19 protein-coding genes are annotated in these 24867 nt (G+C 43.5%); 11 read left to right on the forward strand and 8 right to left on the reverse strand.

Annotated elements, in window-relative coordinates; all coding sequences use genetic code 11:
* Window positions 1–51 precede the first annotated feature (51 nt).
* The 4 genes from gcvH (at window position 52) to MJ612_RS11820 (ending at window position 4947) form a co-directional block, all read left to right on the forward strand.
* Window positions 52–432: a glycine cleavage system protein GcvH gene (gcvH, locus tag MJ612_RS11805; RefSeq protein WP_187033720.1), complete on the forward strand. Its 381-nt coding sequence runs from the start codon at window positions 52–54 to the stop codon at window positions 430–432.
* Between the two features lie 94 nt (window positions 433–526).
* A complete protein-coding gene (locus MJ612_RS11810; RefSeq protein WP_187033757.1) occupies window positions 527–823 on the forward strand; it encodes a VanZ family protein in 297 nt (98 codons plus the stop codon).
* A gap of 41 nt (window positions 824–864) precedes the next feature.
* Window positions 865–2142 (forward strand): M28 family metallopeptidase, encoded by a 1278-nt coding sequence (locus MJ612_RS11815; protein WP_187033721.1) that lies wholly within the window; start codon window positions 865–867, stop codon window positions 2140–2142.
* A 147-nt stretch (window positions 2143–2289) separates the two neighbouring features.
* On the forward strand, window positions 2290–4947 hold the full coding sequence (locus MJ612_RS11820) for a S8 family serine peptidase (RefSeq protein ID WP_187033722.1): 2658 nt from the start codon (window positions 2290–2292) through the stop codon (window positions 4945–4947).
* A gap of 891 nt (window positions 4948–5838) precedes the next feature.
* On the opposite strand, the gene MJ612_RS11825 is transcribed toward MJ612_RS11820, so the two are convergent.
* The 3 genes from MJ612_RS11825 to MJ612_RS11835 form a co-directional block, all read right to left on the reverse strand.
* Entirely contained in the window at window positions 5839–6642 is an 804-nt protein-coding gene (locus MJ612_RS11825; protein ID WP_187033723.1) for a M57 family metalloprotease, read from the reverse strand.
* A 460-nt stretch (window positions 6643–7102) separates the two neighbouring features.
* Window positions 7103–7906 carry a M57 family metalloprotease gene (locus tag MJ612_RS11830; protein WP_187033724.1) on the reverse strand — a complete coding sequence of 268 codons (804 nt, stop codon included), beginning with the start codon at window positions 7904–7906 and terminating at the stop codon, window positions 7103–7105.
* A 296-nt stretch (window positions 7907–8202) separates the two neighbouring features.
* Entirely contained in the window at window positions 8203–9084 is an 882-nt protein-coding gene (locus tag MJ612_RS11835; protein ID WP_187033725.1) for a YicC/YloC family endoribonuclease, read from the reverse strand.
* A gap of 128 nt (window positions 9085–9212) precedes the next feature.
* Here MJ612_RS11835 and purQ point away from each other — a divergent pair, with 128 nt between their 5' ends.
* Window positions 9213–9905, forward strand: coding sequence for a phosphoribosylformylglycinamidine synthase subunit PurQ (purQ, locus tag MJ612_RS11840; protein ID WP_187033726.1), 693 nt, complete (start codon window positions 9213–9215; stop codon window positions 9903–9905).
* 76 nt (window positions 9906–9981) lie between these two features.
* On the opposite strand, the gene MJ612_RS11845 is transcribed toward purQ, so the two are convergent.
* The 5 genes from MJ612_RS11845 to MJ612_RS11865 all read right to left on the reverse strand — a co-directional run bounded on the left by MJ612_RS11845 (window position 9982) and on the right by MJ612_RS11865 (window position 16409).
* Window positions 9982–10419, reverse strand: coding sequence for a hypothetical protein (locus MJ612_RS11845; protein WP_187033727.1), 438 nt, complete (start codon window positions 10417–10419; stop codon window positions 9982–9984).
* 65 nt (window positions 10420–10484) lie between these two features.
* Window positions 10485–10862: a hypothetical protein gene (locus MJ612_RS11850; RefSeq protein ID WP_187033728.1), complete on the reverse strand. Its 378-nt coding sequence runs from the start codon at window positions 10860–10862 to the stop codon at window positions 10485–10487.
* 68 nt (window positions 10863–10930) lie between these two features.
* Complete coding sequence (locus MJ612_RS11855) at window positions 10931–12076, reverse strand: serine hydrolase domain-containing protein (RefSeq protein ID WP_187033729.1); 1146 nt, start codon at window positions 12074–12076, stop codon at window positions 10931–10933.
* Between the two features lie 9 nt (window positions 12077–12085).
* A complete protein-coding gene (locus MJ612_RS11860) occupies window positions 12086–15313 on the reverse strand; it encodes a hypothetical protein (protein ID WP_187033730.1) in 3228 nt (1075 codons plus the stop codon).
* 4 nt (window positions 15314–15317) lie between these two features.
* The gene (locus MJ612_RS11865; protein WP_187033731.1) at window positions 15318–16409 is read right to left on the reverse strand and encodes an NAD(P)/FAD-dependent oxidoreductase; all 1092 of its coding nucleotides are present in this window, start codon (window positions 16407–16409) and stop codon (window positions 15318–15320) included.
* A gap of 77 nt (window positions 16410–16486) precedes the next feature.
* On the opposite strand from MJ612_RS11865, the gene MJ612_RS11870 reads away from it, so the two are divergent.
* From MJ612_RS11870 to MJ612_RS11895, 6 genes are all read left to right on the forward strand, one after another.
* Window positions 16487–17122 (forward strand): MBL fold metallo-hydrolase, encoded by a 636-nt coding sequence (locus MJ612_RS11870; protein ID WP_187033732.1) that lies wholly within the window; start codon window positions 16487–16489, stop codon window positions 17120–17122.
* Between the two features lie 26 nt (window positions 17123–17148).
* Entirely contained in the window at window positions 17149–17847 is a 699-nt protein-coding gene (pssA, locus tag MJ612_RS11875; protein WP_187033733.1) for a CDP-diacylglycerol--serine O-phosphatidyltransferase, read from the forward strand.
* Between the two features lie 2 nt (window positions 17848–17849).
* Window positions 17850–18101 carry a phosphoribosylformylglycinamidine synthase subunit PurS gene (gene purS / locus MJ612_RS11880; protein WP_187033734.1) on the forward strand — a complete coding sequence of 84 codons (252 nt, stop codon included), beginning with the start codon at window positions 17850–17852 and terminating at the stop codon, window positions 18099–18101.
* A 134-nt stretch (window positions 18102–18235) separates the two neighbouring features.
* Window positions 18236–22072 carry a type IX secretion system sortase PorU gene (gene porU / locus MJ612_RS11885; protein WP_449580853.1) on the forward strand — a complete coding sequence of 1279 codons (3837 nt, stop codon included), beginning with the start codon at window positions 18236–18238 and terminating at the stop codon, window positions 22070–22072.
* A 50-nt stretch (window positions 22073–22122) separates the two neighbouring features.
* Complete coding sequence (gene porV / locus MJ612_RS11890; protein WP_187033736.1) at window positions 22123–23241, forward strand: type IX secretion system outer membrane channel protein PorV; 1119 nt, start codon at window positions 22123–22125, stop codon at window positions 23239–23241.
* Between the two features lie 16 nt (window positions 23242–23257).
* Window positions 23258–24541 carry a M16 family metallopeptidase gene (locus tag MJ612_RS11895; RefSeq protein ID WP_187033737.1) on the forward strand — a complete coding sequence of 428 codons (1284 nt, stop codon included), beginning with the start codon at window positions 23258–23260 and terminating at the stop codon, window positions 24539–24541.
* Window positions 24542–24867: the final 326 nt, after the last annotated feature.

The raw sequence follows: 24867 nt of genomic DNA on the forward strand, positions 1-24867 counted from the left end.
TACAAAAAACACTGTATTTTTGAGTCAGTCAATCACAAACAGATATAACAAATGAATTTACCTGAGAACCTGAAGTATACAAAAGACCACGAGTGGGTACGCATCGAAGGTGATGTAGCATATGTAGGCATCACTGATTTTGCACAAAGCGAGCTGGGCGATATCGTTTATGTAGACATCGACACTGTAGATAAGCAGATCAGCAAAGAAGATGTATTTGGTACTGTAGAAGCTGTAAAAACAGTATCTGACCTGTTCAGCCCACTAAGCGGTACTGTACAGGAGTTCAACGAAAAACTGGAAGCTAGCCCGGAACTAGTAAACTCTGATCCTTATGGCGATGGCTGGATCATTAAAATGTCTGTTGAAAACAATTCTGAAGTGGATGAGCTACTTACTGCTGCCGCTTACCGTGAACTTATAGGTCAGTAACTTTACCTGAACAGGTTTGATTTTACGCTATAACCTATTTACTATATTGTGGGCAGCAGTAATTTTACTTACAACACTGCTGCCCTCATCTTCCATGCCTTCGGTCTCTGTCTGGGACCTTTTTTCCTTCGATGGCTTTGCGCACGCCGTAATGTTCGCGTTACTATGCTTCCTGATGATCGTGGGCATGTCCAAGCAATATACTTTCCCGAAACTGAAGCATTCCTCCATCCGGATCTCCTTCTTTATTTCAACGATGTTCGGTATCGCCATTGAGATACTGCAATTTTCAGTAGTACCTGGCCGAAGTGCTGAAATAATGGATATAGTAAGCAACACTATTGGCTGCCTGATCGGGATCATTGTATTCCGGTGGATCTACATCTGGTAGCATAAACTTATACTTTGGTGCTGCCTTGTTATATTTAAGGCATGAAGCTACTTCTCCGTTTACTCCTGCCTGTACTTTGCCTGTGTGTTTTACAACTGCACGCACAGGATATGCCTCGCGTACGCCAAACTATAGATACGCTTACAAGCCCTTACTTCCATGGTCGTGGTTACATTTTTGATGGGGATGCCAAAGCAGCCAACTACATCCACGACAGGTATAAAGCAGCTGGATTAAAACCAATCAGCGATACATACTTCCAGGAGTTTTCAATGCCTGTAAACCGGGTAACACAAACGCCGGAGCTTGCTGTAAATGGGCACAAACTTATACCCGGAACTGATTTTGTTGCCAATGCTCAGACAGCTGCCGGCAAAGGGAAAGCCACTATAGTTTACCTCGACACGCTGGTGTTTACGAATGATGCAGCCGCTCAGCAGTTCTTTTCGCAAAGCTTTCGCAAAAAGACTCTTGTATATCCTCAGCATTACAGAAAGCAAGTATGGGAGTTACCGGAGGCTTATTTGCAGAAAGTATTGGAAGCAAAACTGCATATTATACTTCAGCCCAAAGCGCTGATGACCACCGTAGCCGCCAGGCCAGCAACAGTACCAATTGTAGAAGTAAAGAAAGATGTATGGCCTGCCACTGCTCAGAAAGTAAAGTATAAATTAGTGTCAGAGTTTACGCCGGCACATAAAACACAGAATGTTATAGCATTTATACCTGGCACAGCACAACCAGATTCTTTTATAGTTTTCTCTGCACATTACGATCATTTAGGTGGCCAGGGAAAGGATGTATACTTCCCAGGAGCAAACGACAATGCCAGCGGCACAACCATGCTGCTGGAACTGGCAGCACATTACAGCAAACCCCAGAATCAGCCTAAGTATAGTATGGCTTTCATGGCTTTTGCTGCCGAAGAAGCAGGTTTGCTGGGCTCGGTATACTACACCGATCATCCACTCTTCCCCCTCCAAAACATCCGTTTCCTCGTAAATTTGGATTTGTTAGGCACCGGCGACGAAGGCATAATGGTTGTAAATGGCAGCATTCACCCAAAAGAGTTTAGCTTATTACAAACTATAAATTCACAAGAGAACTACCTGCCCCAGGTTAAAATGCGTGGCAGGGCCGCCAACTCCGACCATTACCCTTTTTCAGAGCGTGGGGTGCCGGCTTTCTTCTTTTATACCTTGGGTGGTACTGCTGCTTACCACAATACACAAGACCACAGCCGCCAGCTTCCGCTTACAAAATTCAAAGAAGTTTTCAGGTTGATCACTGATTTTGCCAAGGCACTGCAGCCCAGATAATGACATCTGAACATATAAATTTGCTGTTGCAACACTAAGTTTATATGTATCTGCACATGTTTTAAATTGTAAAATTGCCTGTTAATCGCTACATTGTATACCTTAATTAAGAAAGCAATCTGATTGTAACAGTTTTACGAAGTGCCTGTGAATAAGCGTTGGAAGTGTCCGGTAAGTATGCAGCAGTTGGCTATATGTTTAGGCCTTCTGCTACTTAGTGTTCAGGTAAAAGCCCAACAACAGCCTACCCAGAAACCAGGTACAGCAAAGTATAAACGAATGGCTCCGGGCTTACAGCAAAGTTTCCGTAAGTCCGGAAATAAAACGGTGCGTGTACAGGTTAAAAATAAAGCACAGTTCCTGACATGGCTTACCGAAAACGGCATCCAGGGAAACGTAGAACACTCAACACGGTCGGCACAAATTCTTTCGCTCTCCAACATCTCTGAGAAAACACTTCAGCAATTAGTAAACTGCCCTTTGGTTACCTACATCGATAAACCTAACCGCCAGGCAAAAGAAGAGATCGAGTTCAGAGATGCTGATTTTGCGGTTAATCACATTTACTCCATTCGTAGCTTATACCCCCTGCTGAACGGCAGCAGTATGATAGCATCGGTAAAAGAAGATCCCTACAACCCTAATGACATTGATCTGAAAGGCCGTTCCCTTTCCCCTGAGGCTTTCGGAAGTGAGTATTCTATTCATGCTACCACTATGGCCACCATTATAGCTGGTGCTGGTAATTCCGGCCCGAATGGTAAAGGTATAGCTGATCATGCAAGGCTAGCTTATTCAGATTTTGCAGAGCTCTTTCCGGATAATAGCCAGACATTATTAAGCAAAGGCATTAGTCTGCAAAACCATTCTTATGGTGTAGGCGTGGAAAATTACTATGGCCTGGAGTCTGCTGCATATGACCGTGAAACGTACCAGAATCCTACTTTACTGCATGTTTTTTCGTCGGGTAACAGCGGCAATAAGGCAGATGAGGTTGGCACTTACGCAGGTATAACCAATTTTGCCAACCTTACCGGCCAGTTTAAAACATCTAAAAATACGGTAAGTGTAGGGGCACTGGAGCCAACAGGGCAGATAGGTGTACTTAGCTCTAAAGGGCCTGCTTATGATGGCCGGGTTAAGCCTGAGCTGGCTGCCTACGGTAAAGGTGGCACCTCTGAAGCAGCAGCTGTTGTATCGGGCATAGCATTGCTGGTACAACAGGCCTATAAAGAACAGCATAACACTTTACCACCTGCAGCACTTGTAAAAGCCATACTTATAAACAGTGCCGATGACGCTGGCAGACCTGAAGTTGATTTTGAGGCAGGCTTTGGAAATACAGATGCGCTGGGGGCAGTAAGAAGTATAAAAGATAACCGGTTTATAGTTGGATCAGCAGCACAGGGAGCTGAGCAGGTTCATAGGATAAGAGTGCCGGCCGGAGCAACAAATCTTAAAGCTACCTTAGTATGGCACGATCCCGAGGCTGCTCCCGATGCTCCTAAAGCCCTTGTTAATGACCTGGACCTTGTATTAGCTAACACTGCTACTGGTGAATCCTGGAAACCTTGGGTGTTGAGTAGCTACCCTCATGCAGACTCCCTGAAACTACTCGCCAGGCGCCGTACCGACCATTTAAATAATGTAGAACAGATAACAATAGAGCTACCTGCAGCTGGTACCTACGAGCTGAAAGTAACAGGCTATAACGTGCCACAGGGTCCGCAGAACTATAGTTTGGTATATGAGTTTGCAACTGGTCTGGAAGTAGTATATCCCAGTGCAGGTGTAAGTATAAAATCGGGCGAACTGAGCCGGATCAGGTGGCAGGGTGCCGCACCCGGCGAAAAAGGCAAAATAGAGTATAAAGTGCACGGCAGCACAGAATGGCAACTCATCTCTGACAATGTTGATCTGGGGAAAAATTATTTTGATTGGCAAACGCCGGATGCTATTGCGCAAGCACAACTTCGTATTACAACTTCTAATACAGCAGCTACCTCCGGCGAGTTTATACTTACCAAACAGCTTAAAATAAAAGTAGGCTACAACTGCGACAATGAAGTGATGTTATATTGGGCAGAGCTACCTAATGTACAACAGTATCAGTTGTATCAGGTTGGCAATACACACTTAGAGCCATTCCTCACCACCTCCGATACGCTGGCATTGCTACAAAAGGATCAGCTCCAAACCTTACCTGAACTTGTAAGCGTAGCCCCCCTTGTTCAAGGCATTAAGGGCGAAACCAGTGAAGTAATAGCTTATAACCAACTGGGCATAGGTTGCTATATTAAAAGCTTTTTGCCTTACCAGTTTGTTACCGATACCGTAAATCTGCAACTGGAGCTCAGCACCTTATACCAACTTACGACCCTTACACTCGAGCGCCTGGTAAATGGTACTTATATACCTGTACAGACCATTTCACCTGTTACTCAGCTTGCTTATAAGCTAGAAGATACTGCACCTGCTCTTGGTAAAAACATATACCGTATAAAAGTAACTAATGAAGCAGGTTTTTTCTTCTACAGTAATCCTGAAGAACTAATTTATACTGACAAAAATTTTATTCAAGCTTATCCGAACCCAATACAATCAGGACAAACATTATCGGTGGCTGTAGCCAGCGATGTAGCAGTTATACAATTGTATGATCAATTAGGTAAGCTTGTTTATGAGTCTGAAGAGTATGGTATGGTAAAACAAATACCAACTACGGGCTTACATAATGGCTTATATATTATTCGTGTAAAAACAGACACAGGTAATTTTTTAGCCGGAAAGGTTCTAGTTCTGTAAGCACACAATAGCGCTTTCCCCATTTTTTGATCAAGGAGATGCCGAACCACAGGTTAAGGTTGCTTTAATTTGTCAGGCCTACGCAACGTCACCAAAACATTAAGCAACTGGTATATTTTAGTTTCTTAGTTGCTGTAGTCCCCCTATCCCTCTCTATCTAAGGCGTGGATCTTTGTATGCTATTTCACCCTTTAGCCGATATTTTATAGCTGCTGTTTTCACACCCCTGTGACCTGCGGTCGCAAGTTTCGAACTCCCGTTCTCACTTGTCCTCAAGGGGACAATCCTGCTAATGCTATAGTAAATTGAAGCGCTATAGTTACAGCCTGCTAGCGGACAGGTTTACCTGTCCCTATGGAATTACAACCACGAGAAGGCTATGCAACTATAAATTCTCCTCTAACTATAAGTTAGCTATCGAACTGATATCAGTCTTTGGGTGGAGCGCCTTTGATTTGTTGCGGTGCCGTCAGGCAGCCGGAGCAGAGCGGAGGCAGCTTCAAATCAGCAGCACGATGCCCGAAGACGAGGCCCCGCGGCCGTGAGCGCACCAAAGTCAACTATGGCAACTATAGGCTACTAGAGCTCCCAGGATTAGAGGCAACTATGAAAGTATAGCTTGGTTCAAGTAACTATAGATTCTAACAATAGGACATACAAGATCCCTCGGCTACCGCTCGGGATGACAAATAAATGTAAATAGCCGCTCCGAGACAATTACCGGGTTTCAACTTGCAGGGGGCAAAGACCGAGCTTAAACGCTTTCTGGCACGTTGCGTGGGCTTCTAATATCGGATCAATATAGAAACTCCTATAAAGCAGAAACAGCTCCCACCGTTAGGCAGGAGCTGTTTCTGTTTGTTTTAAGGTGTAGTTAAATGCTTCTTGAGCTTAGTATAGGTAGCTAAGAGCAGTTTTGTCGTTTGCATTGAACGGACGGTTCTGGCCAGATCCGATACAAGCAAGCATCCAAGAGTTAGGATCCTGTGTAGTTGGAGTACCTGGGATGTGGATAGCACCTACAGTAGAAGCACCTTCGTTAGAATAGCCACCACCGCAAGAGTAAGAACGGTCCATGTAGTCAGTGTGACGGAAACCGATGCAGTGACCGATCTCGTGTGCAAGGATAGTTGCGAACCAAGCCTGGTTAGGGCTAGTACCAATGTATCTCTCGTTAACTTTGATCAGGTTGTGAGGATTACCAGTTGAAGTTGGGAAACCTGCAGAAGCTAAATACTGAGCAGATCTAGGAGCTTCAGTAAGTGTAATGTTAGCACCTGAAGATACACGCTGCATAGTGATTGTTAAGTTCTCAGCATTGTAACGTGCAATAGCCTCATCTAAGCTTGGGCCATAGCTAGCTGGCAACGAAGCATCTAATGCAACTGTAATTACACGACCTGAACCAGCATTTACTAGGTTAGTAGTACGGTACTGCTCAGACTCACCTACGCGAAGCGCTTTAGTGTTGTGTGCAGCAGTAAGGTCACCTTCCGATAAGAAGATATCGCCCTCTACTACATAACCGCCTTCTACTTTCTCAACATTCTTGCTGTAAAAACCAAGAGCAGAGATCTGAGATAATGTGCTTTCAGAAACTTCGTTCTGTGTAGTTACTTCTTCATCCTGCTGGCAAGATGTGAAACCAAAGGCAGCTACCATAGCGCCAACGATTAGTAAACGATTTACTTTCATAAATTTTTTAAGGTGTTAAAGTTAAACATAATTGAAATGTAGAAAATCATATATTATGCTGCAAGCTTTTAAACTAATATTTTAACGTGTTTCAACATTGATTTGTCAAATTTATAAAGGTTATATCCTATTAAAACAAATAGTATAATTTTAACAACATATTTAGTGTTAAAACATCATATTTTTACTATATAAGAGGCTTTTTACTGTTTAAACTCACTTATTTATATGTTAAGTCTAATGTTTTAACAATGAATTATAAATTTTCCCCGGGGCAGGTAAATTATTTATTGGGTTGGAAGGAAGGATATGCAGGCCACTTTAAAGTATAGCAGTGATAAGATAACCTGACTTTATGTTATTAAAATAGAATTGTGTTATAGCCTTGTAAAACAGAAACAGCTCCCACCGTATGGCAGGAGCTGTTTCTGTTTTAAATAGAGCAGGTATACCTTATAATTTAGTATAAGTAGTCAAGAGCATTTTTGTCGTTGTTATTAAACGGACGGTTCTGGCCAGATCTGATACAAGCCAACATCCAGGAGTTAGGGTCAGGACCAGTTGGCGTACCCGGGATGTGGATAGCACCTACATTTGATGCACCTTCGTTAGCATAAGATCCACCGCAGCTATACTGTCTGTTCATGTAGTCAGTATGACGGAAACCAATGCAATGACCGATCTCGTGCGCAAGTATAGTAGTGAACCAACCTAAATTAGGGTTAGAACCAATGTAACGGGTTGCTACCTTAACACTGCCATAAGGGTCACCGGAGGCAGAAGGGAAACCGGCAGAAGCCAAGTATTGTGCTGATCTTGGCGCTGCAGTTATCACAATGTCGCCACCAGATGAAACACGAGCCATTCTGATGGTAAGGTTTTCAGCATTGTAGCGGGCAATTGCTCCATCAAGCGAAGCACCATATGAAGCAGGCAGTTTTGGATCTAATGATAAGGTAATTGTTCGACCACCATTAGCGTTAACCAGATTTGTAGTATGGTACTGCTCTGACTCACCCACACGCAAATGTTTGGTGTTGTGTGCAGCAGTAAGGTCAGACTCTGATAAGAAGATATCACCCTCTACTACATAACCGCCTTCTACTTTCTCAACATTTTTATTATAAAAGCCAAGCTCAGAAATGCGGGCCAGCGCCTCTTGAGATACTGTATCCTGGGTAGTTACTTCTTCATCCTGCTGGCAAGATGTGAAACCAAAGGCAGCTACTATAGCGCCAGCGATGAGTAAACGATTTACTTTCATAATGTTTAAGGTGTTAAAGTGAGAGATAAAATGATCTAAAGGCCATACACGCATATAAGCCTTTAGATCAATAACTTACGCATCAACATATAAAACGGATAAAAAACCGGAAATTAATTTACAAATAATGGATTGCACAATTTAAACCTGTAGCTGATTTTTTAACATACTATAAACAGCACTACTCTAACTTATAGTTATGATGTTGTGTTACTCTGCAAGACCTATGAGCTTATAGCAACAAAAAAGCCCCCTGCTACAGCTATAGTAGCAGGGGGCTTTTTTGTTGCTATACTTTATAGTATGTTATTGATCTGTTCTTTTATCTTCTCCAGCTCTTCTTTCATTTCTACTACGTGGTGCTGTATAGTTGCATCGTTTGCCTTAGAGCCGATTGTATTTATCTCACGGCCTATTTCCTGCGATATAAAGCCCAGCTTTTTACCGGTAGGTTCGGGCAAGTAAACAGTTTCAGTAAAATAGTGCAGGTGGTTAACCAGACGAACTTTTTCTTCAGCAATATCCAGCTTCTCTATATAATACACCATTTCCTGCTCAAACCGGTTCTGGTCAAAGTGTTCTGCCGTAGCCAGCTCTGCCATGTGCCCTTTTATGCGCGTACGTATCTGCTCCATACGCACCGGGTCATGTTTATCAATTTCAGCTAACAGAATTCTTATCCGATCGATGTAAGACATGATCTCGGCAGTTAGTGCCTTGCCTTCGTCGTTACGGAAATTGTTTATACTTACCAGTGCTTCCTGCACCAGTGGCTGTACCTGCTCCCACTCTGCATCTCCGCCAATGTCTTCTACCTGGTCCTGCAATAACACGTCCGGCATATGCAGTGCCAACCTGAACAGGTCGTTCTTTGCTCCGCCAACCATATCGGCAGCTTCTTCCAGCTCACGGTAATAAGTTTGTAGTAGTTCTTTATTAATAGTGCTCTTAGCTTTCTGGGCTTTGTTCTTCACATAATCCACACATATACTTACCTTACCCCGCACCAGCGCTTTCTGCACCATGTTCCGTATCTCGTACTCCTTATCAGACAGAAAGCGCGGCAGGCGCACGCTCAGGTCCATGCTTTTAGAATTTAACGATCTGATCTCTACTGAAATGGAATATTGGTCTGTGTCGAGTCGGGCGCTACCGAACCCGGTCATGGATTGCAACATAAGCTAATTGAATGTTATACTGGCAAATTAACTATAAATCTTCGTTTTTACGTTACCTACACTTTAAAAGCTACCGAAAGGCTCCTGACCTGGTGTAAGTTCTGTCTATTTTTATTTACCTTTGATGTATGAAATTTGGTGTAGTCGTTTTCCCGGGGTCCAACTGCGACCAAGACCTGGTAGATGCCCTAAGCGTGGGTATGCAGCAGGAAGTTGTTAAACTATGGCACAAAGACCACGACCTGCAGGGTTGTGACTTTATACTTCTGCCAGGTGGTTTCTCATATGGTGATTACCTGCGTTCAGGTGCCATTGCCCGCTTCTCGCCTATTATGCAGGAGGTGGTGCAGCACGCCAATCGTGGTGGTTATGTAATGGGTATCTGCAATGGTTTCCAGATTCTTACTGAAGCTGGTTTGTTGCCAGGTGCTTTGCTGCGCAACGTAAACCAGAAATTTATCTGCGACAACGTGTACATTAAACCGGTAACCACTAACCTGTTGCCAACCCGCAACCTGGACCTGAATAAGGCTTATAAGATTCCGGTAGCACACGGCGAAGGGCGTTACCACGCCGACAAAGAAACGCTACGCCGCTTGGAAGACAACGACCAGATCATGTTTAAGTATAGCAGCAACATTGCCGATACACATGAGATCTATAACATAAACGGAAGCTTACTGAATATTGCCGGTGTAGCCAACGAAAAGAAAAACGTATTCGGGATGATGCCGCACCCGGAACGCGCCGTAGACCCAGACTTAGGAAATACTGACGGCCGCGCCATCTTCGAATCTATACTTGAGATGGTAAACGCGTAATAAAAACCTATCCATAAATTGTAAAGGCCCGGAAGTGTAAACTCCCGGGCCTTTACAATTTATAGTATTGAATAACTTATAGCTGTTGACCTATACTGTTAAAAGATTTAATGTCTGCCTTTAGTCGCTGTTTTACAATTTTATCTAACGCCTTACTGTTATAAAAAGCCAAGCAGGATGAGGTTATCTTTTTACCTTCCATCCCTTCAGCTCTTGGATAATTGCGGGTAGCCTCAGCTTGTTGTATCTTTTCTGCCTCAATGCGTACCAAACTATCTATTATTTTCGATTGCGCATATAGGTAATCCGGAGTACGGCAATCTACATCTTCGTCCCAAAGTTCCAACTCCCGCTCGTGTGCATATTCCAGGCATCTGCATAAGCTTAGTGTTTTAAAACCATCCACAAAAGCACTTTTCAAATTTTTAGAATATCCTTCATTATCAGGCCTACTAACAGTTTTGCAACCAAATACAAATAGCCATAGTAGTAAAAATAATTGATTTGCTTTCATAGAAGGGTCAGCTAAAGTATAAACTCAAACCAGTTTTAATTGAATTCTGGTTTATGAAACAATGCTTACTTTACTCTTATTAAAGCTACCTTGTTAACCATTCTATAGCTCAATATTATACAAGCAAAGAAAGCTATTGCTAAAACTAGGTCATCCATCAATGGAAATTTTTCACAGGCTGTGATGGCTGCAACAGTTGAGGCAAATAATAGAGTACCTGCTATCAGTCTGGCTATAAAAGAAGTGGATGCGATCAGGCGGGTTTTAACAGTTATTACGTGTGTAATTATAGTAACTACTATCAGAGGTAAAATAATTCTTGGCAAACCTGTGTTCAAAGCTTTGCCGACCAGATCGGCCCGTTCAGTTAAAAATAGTTGCGCAATTATAACAAGCGTCAGAAGCACTAAAGCGAGCAGAGAAGTATAAATCACTTGTTTCATAAGTTTTAAAGTTTGTTTGAAGTATATTTTAAGTATAGAATAAATATAATATTATTAATCTATAAATCCTATTCTACTACTTCATTCACCGCATCTATCATAGCTAATACCTCACTTGGGTGGCCGTTAATGCGTTCGCCGCGCTGCTTGCCTAAACGAACTATAATTATCTCTTTTTCGGGGATCACGATGATATACTGACCAAGTATACCGCGTGCATAGAAAATATTCTGGCCTTTATAGTTAGGCAGCAGCCACCACTGGTAGCCGTAATCAGCTGGTTGACCTGAACTGTTTTGCAATCCATTTGGTGTAAGTGATGCACGAACATAAGCCGGATCAACTATTGTGTCGCCATCCCATACGCCATTTTGCAAGTATAGCTTACCGATGCGGGCAAAGTCACGGGCGTTGCTGAAGAAACAGCAATAGGCCTTTTCTATACCTGTCGGGTTGTCAACACTCCATTCAGCATCGTGCTCGGCACCCAGCGGTTTCCATAGTTTATCTTCGGCATAGCGGCTCAACGATTTTCCGGTTGCAGCTTCCACTACCATTCCTAAAATCTGGGTATCTCCACTTTTATAACTAAAGGTTTGCCCCGGTTCTTCTACTGCTTCCAGTCTTTTAATTACCTTTTTCAGGTTAGTGCCATAGTAGGCTTCGGTAGTTACAGAAAGTGGATTCGCATACGATTCGTCCCAGTTCAGACCGGAGCTCATCATCAGCAAGTGTTTTATCGCGATCTTGCTTTTAGCCCCCTCTTTAAACGATGGCAGAAAATCGGAAACAGGTTGGTCTATACCTTTAATATACCCATCGCGCAGGGCAGCCCCCACCAAAATACTGACTATACTTTTAGCCATCGAAAACGAATTGCTCTTCGACTTATCTGAATAGCCGTCCCAGTACTGCTCATGAAGTATAGAATCTCGGTGCACCACCAGGAATGCAACCGATCCCAATTGCTGGTGCTGGTTCTGCAAGGTATCTGCCCACGTTATCCTATTGTAATTGCTAGCCAGCGGCCAGGGTTGTGCTTTGGCAGGGGCATCTACGGTACGCTGGTCAAATATCAGGTGGTCGTCTATGTCGGCAAAGTTGTAAACCAGTGCTTTATAAATGTAGTTTTTGTCGGTCATGTGCAGCCAGGCAGCCACCAGGCCCAGCAGCAATACTCCCCCGAAAGTAAAGCGTTTTGCTTTCCGGTTCATGTATAGATTTTAGAAGTCGTAGCCGAGTGTTACGTATAGTTTAGGTCCCCGGCTTCCCATATCGTCTTCGCTCCAGGCTACATCCAGTTTGCCATATACTCCGAATAAGGTAGATCGGGCACCAAATCCATAACCAACCAGGAACGGGTTACGGTAGTTTATCACTGTAATCTCGAATGGGTTATTGTTAGTTGCATCTGTTCGGCCACCAACTATACGAGTGTTAATAGAGTTATTGCCTGTAAATGGGTTGGAGCCATTATATGCAGAACCGGCATCGGCGAAAGCTGTTAATTGCAGGTTGCGGAAGAAGCCGGAGCCAATAGCACCATTATAAAGGTACTGGATGATCGGGATGCGTAATTCGGCGTTAGCTAATAAGTGTTTGCTACCTGTGCGTGTGTTATAGTCATAGCCCCGTAGCGGCAGGGCATACTCCAGGTAAAACAGGTCCGGCGCAGACTGGATATTTACATCGTTACGTTCAGTTTCATCGTCTTCGCCGGCAAACAACCAGTTATCCATACCACCTATCAGGTAGTTTTTAGGAGATTTGCCAAAAAAGGCACCATAACTTAAGCGTGCCGCAAGTATAATCTCGCGGTGTATTTTCTGGTAATGGCGCAGATCAACATAAAACTTGTTGAAGTTAGCCCGACTGCTCTCAAAATCACGCAGAGATAGGAAGCCAACTTTCATGCGGGTTCCTTCCATCATGTTTACGCCTGTAACCACGGAGTTATCAAATACCATCTCTACATTACCACCATACATGTTATTTACACTGTCAGGGGAAGAGAAATCATTTACTTGTGTAAAGCGCGTAGTTACAAAGCGTGGCTGCGCGCGTAAACTGGTACTATAACTAAGCGGGTAAACCAGCAGCGGTGCTACTTCGTTGCGGGCAAACCTTACGATGGCCCCTGGCGCCTCCAGCACAGAGCTTACGATTATATCTCTCCTATACTGCACTCCCAGGTCAACACGGTTTTTCAGGTTTACATATTCGGCAAACATACGGCTTGTTTCCAGGTCGGTGCGCAGGTAAGCTGTACCGCGTATATGATGATTTTCGAATAGGTCGCTCATGTTTACACCTGCAACTATACCAAAACCCAGTTGTGGGTCTGCGTAAACAGATGTAATAATTTCATGCACGCTAAAACGGGTATCGTACTCTAACGGCCCCACTAGTTTGAATTCCGGTGCAGTATTGGCCTTAGGTTTGGCAGCAACTTGTTCTACAGCCTTAGTGGTGGTATCGGTTACGGCTATAGTATCTGTTTTAACCTTTACCTTCTCCGGCTCCGAGCCAAACTCATAGTTTTCGATATTTACTTCCCCTTCAGTCCGGGTGGTATCTTCTTCTTTATTAGCCTCTACCTCCAGCAGTTTGCGTGTAGTAGCAGCCGCCTGTGGCACACGCGCACGGGTCTCCAATATAATCTGTCGGGCAGTTTTAGGTAATGTATCCTGCGCTACAGAGGTATAATCCGGAAGCAGGTATACAAAGTCGCGGGCATAATCTTTGGCTACCAGTGCCAGTGTATTATTGCTCCCTACGTAATCATAAGCTTCTATATTCTGTACAAAGTTGGAAACAGGTATTTTAGTACCTGTAGTAAGGTTATAGGTATACAAACTACGAATACCGTTTTCTTCGCTCAGGAACATAAAATTACCATCAGCTGTAGCTCGTGGCCTCAGTTCGCTTGCTATACCAGAAGTAAGTTGTGTTATAGATACCGGTGCCGTTTGCTGTAGCAGAAAAACATCATAGTTATCTACTACATCTTTAAACGTAGCCGCCTGCACCGTACCACTAGAGTCTACCCAGCGGTTAGAACTGAAAACAATATTTTTACTTCCCTTCAGGAAAACAGGCTGAATGTCGTCGTACACATCGTTGGTAAGTTGCCCTACTATTCTGCCGTTGCTCTGCAGCAAGTATAGATCGGTCTGCCCGTTTTCTACAGCACTAATAACTATTTGGCTTCCGTCTTCAGAATAGCTCATATCGCGCACCTGAGAGAAATTACCCAGTGTAGCCGCTGGTTTTGTCAGGTCGTCGTAGAATGGCAGGAAAGAACTTTTATTTTTAGCGTTTACCTGGCGCAGCAGCATTTTACCACGACGCGGCTCTATAAAGCCTAACTGGGTGTTGGTACGCCACGCCAGCACCGGCAAACTATAGTCGCTCGGCTGATCCAGTGTTTTGTAGCCGCCACGCCATACAACCCGGCTGCTTTTACCCTTTACATCTTTTACTATGATCTTATAGTTGCCATTATCGTTTTCGGCATAGGCCAGTAAGGTGCCATTAGAGTTTAATACAGGCTCTGTATAGCGCAGGGCCCGCTTGTTCTTATCGAACACTTTCTTATCATCCGGCAACGATACAAAAGGGTCTTCAGGGCGAGCATTTATTTGTTGGTAGTAGTTTAGCCAGTCCTGCAGAAAACGCTTATAAGGAATATTTAAACTACTGGTTATACCTATCTCCACATCGCGGGTAATGCGGGTAAGGTTAAGTATGTTCTGAATAGAAGTATAGCCGTAACGCTCCGCAATATAATTCCACACCGACTGTCCGGTAAGTTCCGGGTAACGCATCAGTGTTTGTTCAGCACGCAGCTTATCAGCATCCAGCATCAAATCGCGGATGTGGCTATCCATACGTACGCTCCAGCCTTCAGCTGTATAGGCAGCTACACCACCCACAAACCATTCCGGCAGGCGCAGCAGGTAACTGCTTTGCAGGGCTTCCTTCAGGCTGCCGCCATACATCATATCGTTCAGCAGCAGTTCAGTTAACTCATAGCTTAGTTTGCGTTTAAAATCTGTTTTAGTACCCTCGTAAGCTAACTGCAGTTTGTTCTTCATAAACAGCGTTTCGCCCCCGGTCTGGAACTGGTCGCTGTAAAGGCCAATATTGCTCTGGCGCAGGTCTGTGGCAGAGTTATAAAGTACAAGCGTTATTTTGGAGTAAGGATAATACCCGATAAGGCTGGTGATGCGTTTTAGCTCGCGCTCTGCATAATCTGCGGCATCTTTAGCAGTTTGCTCACCGCCTTTATAGAAGTACAGGTTAAAGTTTTGCGTGTTATAGAGTTTCCAGTCAAAATTCTTATACTGGATGCGGCTCTTGCCAAATGGGTCGCGGCCGGGTTGCGCCTGGAGGGCAGCACCCGCCAGTAAGCACACAAACAGCAAAAATAACCTTGTAAAAAAACGCATGCGCTTAGGGTTGTTGGTTTTGGTGTTTTATATAGTCGTAATATAACGAAAAATATCTCGAAATATGTATCTCAGGCATTAATTCTGTTTGTCCGGCTAAGGCATCAGCAAAGTGCTCAGACAGGTAAGGAGCCATTAATACACCTTTAGAACCCATCCCGTTAAATACACTCAATTGCATGTACTCAGGGTGCGTGCCAACCAACGGCCTACGGTCGCGCACAGCAGGACGAATACCTGCCCAATGCCCTGTTATTTTAAATGCCTGTGGTAAAATCTGCCGGAACCGCTCGCTTAGTTCTTCTGCTCCCTGCGGTGTGGCTTCCTCATCAGGATTTCGCCAGTCGTAAGTAGCGCCGATTATAAAGCGACCCTCTCCTTCCGGAACAACGTAAACCGCTTTGTTATAGATGCATTCCGGGCTTAAATTCTGCTCCGTCTGTACTTCCAGCACTTCGCCTTTAGTTGGCTGGATAGGCAGCCACGCAAAGTATGGGTTATTAATTACTTGGTAGCCTTCACAAAAAACAAGGTGTTTTGCTTCAATATCTTTATACTTTACTCCCCCCTCCGTCAGTTGCAGTTGGCTTATGTCAAACCGCTCCGGCATTAGTAAGTTTTGCTGCAGCAGGTCTTCAGTCAGCAGATCAAGCATTCCATACACATGCAGAAATCCACCCCTTTCTATCATAATTCCACCAAACGGATCATCTACGTCAGGCTGATTTATACTTTGTGTATAGGTTGCAGAAATATACTCACTCCAGTTACCACCTGCGCTTTTGGCCATCCAGGTATTCTGTTCTTCTATCGATGAAAATATCTTATAGATAAGTTTATGAAAGTATAGTTGCTTGCCGTAACGCACTTCTAAAGTATCGTAAAAAGCATCGGCAGCAGGTATAAATGTATCTACAAGCCACGATTTGGCGAAGCGCTTACCGGCAACCGGGTTCAGTAAACCGGCAGCTACCCGCGAAGCCGAGTTTTCTTTTGGCTCATCAATTACCAATACTTTATTACCGCGGCTGCGCAGTGTTTCTGCTAAAATGGCACCTGCCAGACCGTGGCCCACAACTATAAAATCGTAAATCATGCGGGCAATTTACGAGATGTAGCCGTTTAATTTGTAACTTAGAACCCGATTTTATAGGCTCCGGCCAACGTTATACTATGAAAATAACACGCTTTACGTTTAACCCCTTTGCCGAGAACACTTACCTGCTGCACGACGACACGAACGAGTGTATAGTAATAGACCCGGGCTGCTCTGATAAAAGGGAAAATGAAAAACTGCAGCAGTACATTACCGATAATAACCTGAAAGTGGTACGCCTGCTTAACACGCACTGCCACATAGACCATGTGCTGGGCAATAAGTTTGTAGCCGATACTTATAGCGTAGGGCTGGAGATACACGAAAAAGACCTGGAAACATTGCGTGCCATACCTGTTTACGCACCAGTTTATGGCATTACTGGCTACGAAGAGCAACTGCCAGCCTTTTACCTGCAGGATGGTGAGCAGGTTAAATTTGGGAACACTACACTGGATATCATTTTTGCACCAGGCCATGCCCCGGGCCATGTGGTGTTCTATAACAAAGAAGACAAAACGTTGATAGCTGGTGATGTGCTGTTTCAGGAAAGTATAGGCCGAACCGATTTACCTGGCGGAGATTATGATACCCTGATTTCAAGTATAAAAACCAAACTTTTTACCTTGCCGGATGAGGTTACTGTTTACCCAGGCCATGGGCCAGAAACAACCATCGGGCATGAGAAAAAATACAACCCATTTTTGCATTAACACCCACTGCCTTTCTTACCCTCTGCATGAAGAAACACATTCCTAACTTTATAACCTGCCTTAACCTGTTTTCGGGTTGCGTGGCGCTATACTTTATTTTCCAGAACGAGCTGGTGTACGCTTCTTACCTGGTTGGTCTGGCTGCTGTTTTCGACTTTCTGGATGGCATGGTGGCCCGAGTATTGGGTGCCTACTCTGAAATTGGCAAGCAACTGGATTCGCTGGCCGATGTAATCTCGTTTGGAGTAGTGCCCGGTGCCATGATGTTTATGATGTTGAAGCGTGCTGAGGGCGATCTTTTTCTACCGGAAACTATACTTCCGTTTGCTGGCTTTATCATCACCGTTTTCTCAGCATTGCGTTTAGCTAAGTTTAATATTGATACTCGCCAGACTACTTCATTTATAGGATTGCCAACGCCGGCCTGCGCCATTTTTGTGGCATCATTACCACTTATACTTGCCAGCGGCGAGCTTATGCATTTTGCCATTATCCTGAACAAACTGGTACTACTGGCAACTACACTTATACTTTCATTTTTACTGGTGGCTGAGTTACCTTTGTTTGCACTTAAGTTCACAAATCTTAGCTGGGCCGATAATTCTGTAAGGTTTATTTTCGTGGGGCTTTCGGTTATTTTACTGGCTCTTCTTAACTTCGCAGCTATACCACTTATCATAGTGTTATACATAGTGTTATCCATTTTCAAAAAACAAACCGCGTAACCATGAAATTCGTTGCCGAAATAAATGTAATGCCACGCCCTGAGTTGTTAGACCCGCAAGGTAAAGCTGTGCTGCTTGGCCTGGAGCACCTTGGTCTGGACCAGGTAGGAGATGTACGAGTTGGAAAGCATATTACCCTGAACCTGGAAGCTGAAAATGAAACCATAGCCCGTGAGAAAGTGGAGAAAGCCTGCAGCAAGCTACTGGCTAACCTGATCATGGAGTCGTACGAATACGACTTAAAGCAAGTATAAAATATTGGGGCACAATAAGCTGCCTTTATTTGTGTTATAATTTTAGGTGATGCCTTCCTGTTACAGGTAGGCATTATCTGCTTATTTAGTTCTGTGCTTTGCCTATGCAGTCACCTTTACAATTCCTGGTATGCATGCTGCTTTTTTTAAGCTTTATGGCTGGCACAGCTGTAGCCCAACACAAGGCTGCGGAAGCAATTATACTTACCTGGGATGTACAGGACGCCGTTTTTCCTACTCAAGGGCACGAAGCAAAAATCCCATCTTTTAAAGGCGCAAGTATAGATCTGCTGCAACGCCTGCCCTTTTATCGCCTGTCAATCCCTAACACGCACATCAGTAATTTTAAAGTAACAGATGCTGTATATGCTCCTTTCACATCTAAAGAACAGCAGCAGTACAAAGGCAATAGCTTTGATACCGCACCTAAAGTAAATGTTTTACAAGCCCGGCAGAATAAACAGCCAGTAAGTATCATCAACATTCTACCCATTCGGCTAAACCCGCAAACCAATCAACTTGAAAAACTTACCCGCTTCAGCTATTCGTATACTTCTGGATCTATTGCCACACAAAGTATAAACCGCACAACCAACAGCACCTTTACAAATAACTCTATTCTTAGTGGAGGTGAGTGGTATAAGCTGGCTGTAACGCAAACAGGCATCCATAAAATAGATAAGGCTACTTTACAGGCACTTGGCATCAATATCCAGAACCTCGATCCTAAATCGATACAACTTTTTGGAAATGGCGCCGGTATGCTGCCACAGCCTAACAATGCCCCTGTTCCGGACGATCTGCAGGAAAACGCTATAGTTGTGAGGGGTGAGCAGGACGGGCAGTTTAACGACAACGACTATATTCTTTTCTACGGGCAGGGGCCCCATACCTGGAACTATAACCAACAGCAGGATAAATTTGAACACACCTATAACGTTTACTCCGATACCACATTTTATTTTCTGCGGGTAGGTTATACTTCAGGGGCACGGGTGCAAAGCCACAATCAGGCCTCTGGGGCAACACAAACCATAAACACATTTAATGAACGGGTATTTTATGAGCGGGACCTAATGAACGCTGTGCACTCAGGCCGTGAATGGTATGGGGAAGAGTTCAGCACTTTTACGCCTTCCCGTGACATTACTTTGCCCGTTGCAGGGATAGTACCAAATGCTGATTTCAAGCTTAGTGCAACTGTAATGGGTAACTCTTCTACAGATTGTTCTTTCAGTTTTAAAATAGGTAACCAGGCTTTAGGAAGTATAGCCATAGCAGGACGTGGAACTTACAATTACCACCCGCAAGGTATAAATGGCAGCAAAACTTTTACACTGAACCAACGGCAAATAGAAGGTAGCGAAGTAAAGACAAGTATAACTTTCAATATGCCTTCTGATGCTACCGCTACCGGTTACCTGAATTTCCTGGAGCTAAATTATCAGCGTGAGCTTAAACTTTATAACGACCAGACCAACTTCCGGGCAACAGCAAGTATAACCCATGCCGTTAGTAACTATAGCATAGCCGATGCACCGGCCACTGCTTTGGTTTGGGATGTTACCAACCCACTCAGGCCACAACAGCAACAAACAAACTATAACAGTAGCCTACAGTTTTCAGCCTCGTCTGATATTCTCCGCGAGTATGTAGTTTTTAACGAAAGTACAATCAATTTAAAGCCTGTAAGTAAAGGAAAAGTTGCTAACCAAAACCTGCACGCCCTTAACCTGAACGGTGATATTGACCATGTAATTGTTACACACCCATCGTTGCTGCAACAGGCAAACCGGCTGGCTGAGCATCGTAATAGCACCAGTAACCTTAAAAGTATAGTTGTTACCACTACTCAAGTTTATAATGAGTTCTCTTCAGGGGCACAGGACGTAACTGCTATCCGGAACTTTATGCGCATGCTTTACAGCCGAAGCAACAAACCAGCTGGCGAACTGATGTATCTGCTGCTGTTTGGAGATGCATCTTACGACTATAAAAACCGAATTACAGCTAACACCAACCTGGTACCCGTGTACCAGTCACGACAGTCATTACACCCTATTGCCAGTTACTCTTCCGAAGATTATTATGGTTTTCTGGATGATGAAGAAGGTGAGTGGGAAGAAAATAATTTAGGCGATTATTTATTAGATATTGGTATCGGGCGATTACCCGCTAAGAATGCCCAGGAAGCAGCTACCATGGTAGATAAAATAATAGCCTATGAGAGCAGCACCCACCTGGGCAAATGGCGCAGCCAGATAACACTTGTATCAGATGACGGTGATTTTAACGAACACCAGAACGATGCAGAATTTTTAGCTGATTACCTGGAAATCAAGGCTCCAGATTATACTTCTAAAAAATTGTATGTTGATCTTTTCCGTCAGGAAGCAGTAGCCAATGGCCAACGCTCACCGGAACTGAATGAGGAACTCAACAGAACAGTAGAGAAAGGAACATTACTGGTAAACTATACCGGCCACGGAAACGAAATAAGCTGGACAGCGGAACAGGTGCTTACCATAGCGCAGATAAACAACTGGCAAAACCCGAACAACCTGACCTTTATGCTTACTGCTTCCTGCGAGTTTGGTCGCTACGATGATCCTGCACAGGTTTCTGCTGCCGAGATAGCTATGATGCGTGAGCAAGGCGGAGCTATAGGCTTAATAACAACAACAAGACCCGTTTACTCAAATGGAAACCGGGTATTAAATCGTAACTTTTTTGAAAGTGCATTTACATCAGCTGCAGGTACAGCAACGCGGCTAGGCGATATTGTTCTACAAACAAAGAATAACAGCATTACCGATAATATAAGCGGCTCCAGAGGTGTAAACAATCGGAACTTTACATTGCTCTGCGACCCTGCTGTACAGTTTGCTGCTCCCGAATTACGCGCTGAGATTACACATATAAATGGGCAGGAAGTAACCAGCGATACCCTAAGTGCATTAGGCAAAGTAACCATGCAGGGCAGGATCAAAAGCGACAATGGTGCTGTTGCCACTAACTATAACGGCCTTCTCCGCATCACTATTTATGAGAAGCAGACCACGCAAAACACACTTGGCGACGAAGACTCTCCTGTGGTAGCTATAAAACAACGCCAGAACGTGTTGTATGAAGGTTCTGCCACTATAACGAATGGTTTGTTTACAGTTTCGTTTGTAGTGCCAAAAGATATAGCTTACCAATATGGGGCAGGTAAAATTACCATGTATGCCAGCAACACTACACAGGATGCTCTCGGATCTAATACCTCTGTAATTGTAGGTGGCACAGCTCGCAACATTGCCATGGATAACACCCCGCCTACTATAAACTTATACTTAGAAGATGAGTCTTTTGTGTTTGGTGGAAGTACAGGCCAAAACCCATCTATACTTGTTAAGCTGTTTGATGAAAATGGAATTAATACTGCCGGTTTGGGTATAGGCCATGAACTTATAGCTATACTTGATGGCAAAGAAGACAATCCGATTGTACTTAACGAGTACTATACATCTGATAAAGATACCTACCAAAGTGGCCATATTACGTATCCTCTCAAGGATCTGTCACCGGGGCCCCACTCTCTTCGTTTTAAAGCATGGGACACACACAACAATGCCTCCGAAGAATACATAGAGTTTTTTGTATCTAATGATGAAGTATTTTCGTTAGAGCATGTGCTTAACTATCCGAACCCATTTTCAACAAAAACCACGTTTCATTTTGACCATAACAGAGCCGGAGAAGACCTTGATATACAGATACAGATCTACACTATATCCGGGAAGCTCATTAAAACATTAGAGACAGTAGCGCATGCCGCGACAACACATGTAGCAGCACTAACCTGGAATGGCAGGGATGAGTATAATGATTTGCTTGCTCGGGGCGTTTATGTTTATAAAGTCAATGTCCGGTCCCGCTTGGATGGCGCGAAAGTAACGAAATTTGAAAAACTTGTAATATTAAATTAGTAGAATCCTGTAATATCCCTATATTTGATTTAGCTATCAATACCCTATCTATGTACAGAAAAAGTATACTTTTCAAGGTTGCAGCTTTTGCGTTAGCCTTTATTGCGGCTCCTGCTGCCTATGCCCAGACAACTATCGGCCAGGAAGGACAGGTTTTAACCACCGCTGTTCCTGTTTTACTGGTAGCTCCGGATGCACGCTCAGCAGCTCTCGGCGAAGCCGGTGTAGCCTTAACCCCTGATGCAAACTCACCTTTCTGGAACCCTGCTAAATTAGGCTTCGCTCCAAACGACCTTAGCGTTAGCTTTTCTTATTCTCCCTGGCTACGTAACATCACTGATGACATGTCGCTGAACTATCTTTCAGGATATAAAAAGCTTACAGATAATTCGGCTTTATCCCTGTCTCTGATGTATTTTGATTTAGGAGAGATTCAGTTTATAGATGCACAGCAAAACCCAATTCAGGACTTCAATCCAAAAGAATATGCTATTTCTGTGGCATATGGACAGGCACTAAGCGAATACCTAAGTTTAGGTATAGCCGCGCGCTTTATACATTCTAATCTTGCCGGAGATGTAAATATAAGCAGCTCTTCCAATGCCGAAGCAGAACCAGGTAATACAGCATCTGTAGATGTTGGCATCTATTACAACCGTGATCTTAACGATAAGCTTAACCTTGGCTTGGGTGGTAATATTTCTAACATAGGTGGTAAAATAGCTTATTCAGAGACTACAGCTAAGAGCTTCCTTCCAACAAACCTTAAATTAGGTACAGCTCTGAAGTATAACCTTGATGCCTTTAACAGCCTTACCTTCTTATTAGATGCAAACAAGCTTTTGGTACCATCTCCTTCTGCTGATCCAGATCAGTCAGTTATTGAAGGTATCTTCTCTTCTTTCGGAGATGCTGAAGGTGGTGCAAGTGAAGAATTTAAAGAGATTAATTTTAACACTGGATTAGAATACTGGTATAATGATCTGTTTTCTGCCAGAGCCGGTTATTTCTACGAAAACGAAGAAAAAGGCGGACGCCAGTTTTTTTCAATGGGCTTAGGTCTGCGTTACCAGAAATTTGGAGTTGATGCAGCTTATCTTATCCCCAACGATCAAAATAATCCGTTAGCACAAACTATACGATTCAGTATTGCGTTGAATCTGGATTAAGAACAACTACTTAATAATGCTTGATAGAACTAAAGCACCAGAAATAAAAGAAATAGATGCAGTGTCACTTCAGGTGGCCGAAGTAACACACCTGTCAAACGGAGTAAGACTGCATATCATAAAAAGCGAAACCCAGCCTGTAATAAGGCTGGATTTTGTTTTTAAAGCGGGTAAGGTTTATGAGCAAAAGATCGGAGTTTCTGATCTTTCTGCTAAAATGCTGTTCGAAGGAACGACTAACTATACTGCACAGCAAATTGCGGAAAAAATAGCTTTTTATGGAGCGTCCTTCGATAACAATCATGGCTACGACAGAACAGAATATACTTTATATTGCCTTTCCAAGTATGTTCCAGAACTATTACCTGTTGTTATGGATGTACTACAGAACCCTGTCTTTCCGGCTGAAGAATTCAGTACTTTAAAGAAAAGGAATCAACAGAATCTGAAAATTCAGCGTCAAAAGAATAACTACCTGGCCACACACACATTTACAAAGTTAATATACGGTGAGAAGCATCCTTACATTTTTGGTTATGATGAAGGGGCACTGGATGCTATATCGCTGGAAGATGTGAATTCCTTTTACCAAAACAACTTCAGCTTAAACGGCTTAGAAATATTTGCTTGTGGAGCTGTAACAGAAGAAATGGAAGAGCTTTTAATTTCCGAACTATCTAAATTAAAAGCACCTTCAGATTCAAAAAGAGAATCAGACATAGCTACAGCTGTTACCAAAGGTTTTCATACAGCCATAGACGAAATGCCTGAAAGCTTACAATCATCTATCAGAACAGGCAAATCATTTCCACACATAACTCATCCTGACTTTCATAGACTGAAAGTATTGAACGAAATATTAGGAGGGTACTTCGGTTCGAGGTTAATGCGCAATATCAGAGAGGATAAAGGATATACCTATGGAGTCTACTCTACCATTTCACCTAAAGAGTATGACAGCCTTTTCTATATAGGTACAGATGTTAATTTTGAAGTAACAGATAATACTATAGCTGAAATAAATAAGGAGATAAAGCTGTTACAGGATGAGTTAGTATCTGAAGAAGAACTGAATACTGTACAAAGCTATATGATCGGAAAATTTCTGAATAACATAGCTACTATTTTCGAGCAGGCAGACAAGTATAAACGAATTATACTTTATAAACTACCAATGGAGTATTACTCAAATTACATCACAACAGTAAGGACAGTAACACCAGAGGAAGTACAGCAACTGGCACAGCAATATCTACAGTTAGAAGAATTCAAGACTGCTATAGCAGGAAAGAAAGCCTAATTAAAGATTTAGTAGATAACACTTACTTGTAACATTAAGTAAAAAATAACCATCCCCTTCATCCCAAGCCGGGGCTGTTTAGCTCACAGCCGCAGGCAGTTGTATAGCTGCTAATGCAAGGCTTGGTTCTGTCAAGGAGAGGCTTTGCTTAGACGGCAGAAGCGCCAGCCACTCGCTACCACTTTAGACTAAAGCCGGTAGCCCGGGAGCGGGCGTGGAGAGGGGCTTTAAACGCAAACACCCCGCTCTATTGCTAAAGCGGGGTGTTGCAAGATAGGGTTGGCGGCCACCTACTCTCCCGGGTGTGACCCCAGTACCATCGGCGC

Origin of the sequence: Pontibacter deserti, from assembly GCF_023630255.1 — a bacterium.
Lineage (GTDB): Bacteria > Bacteroidota > Bacteroidia > Cytophagales > Hymenobacteraceae > Pontibacter > Pontibacter deserti.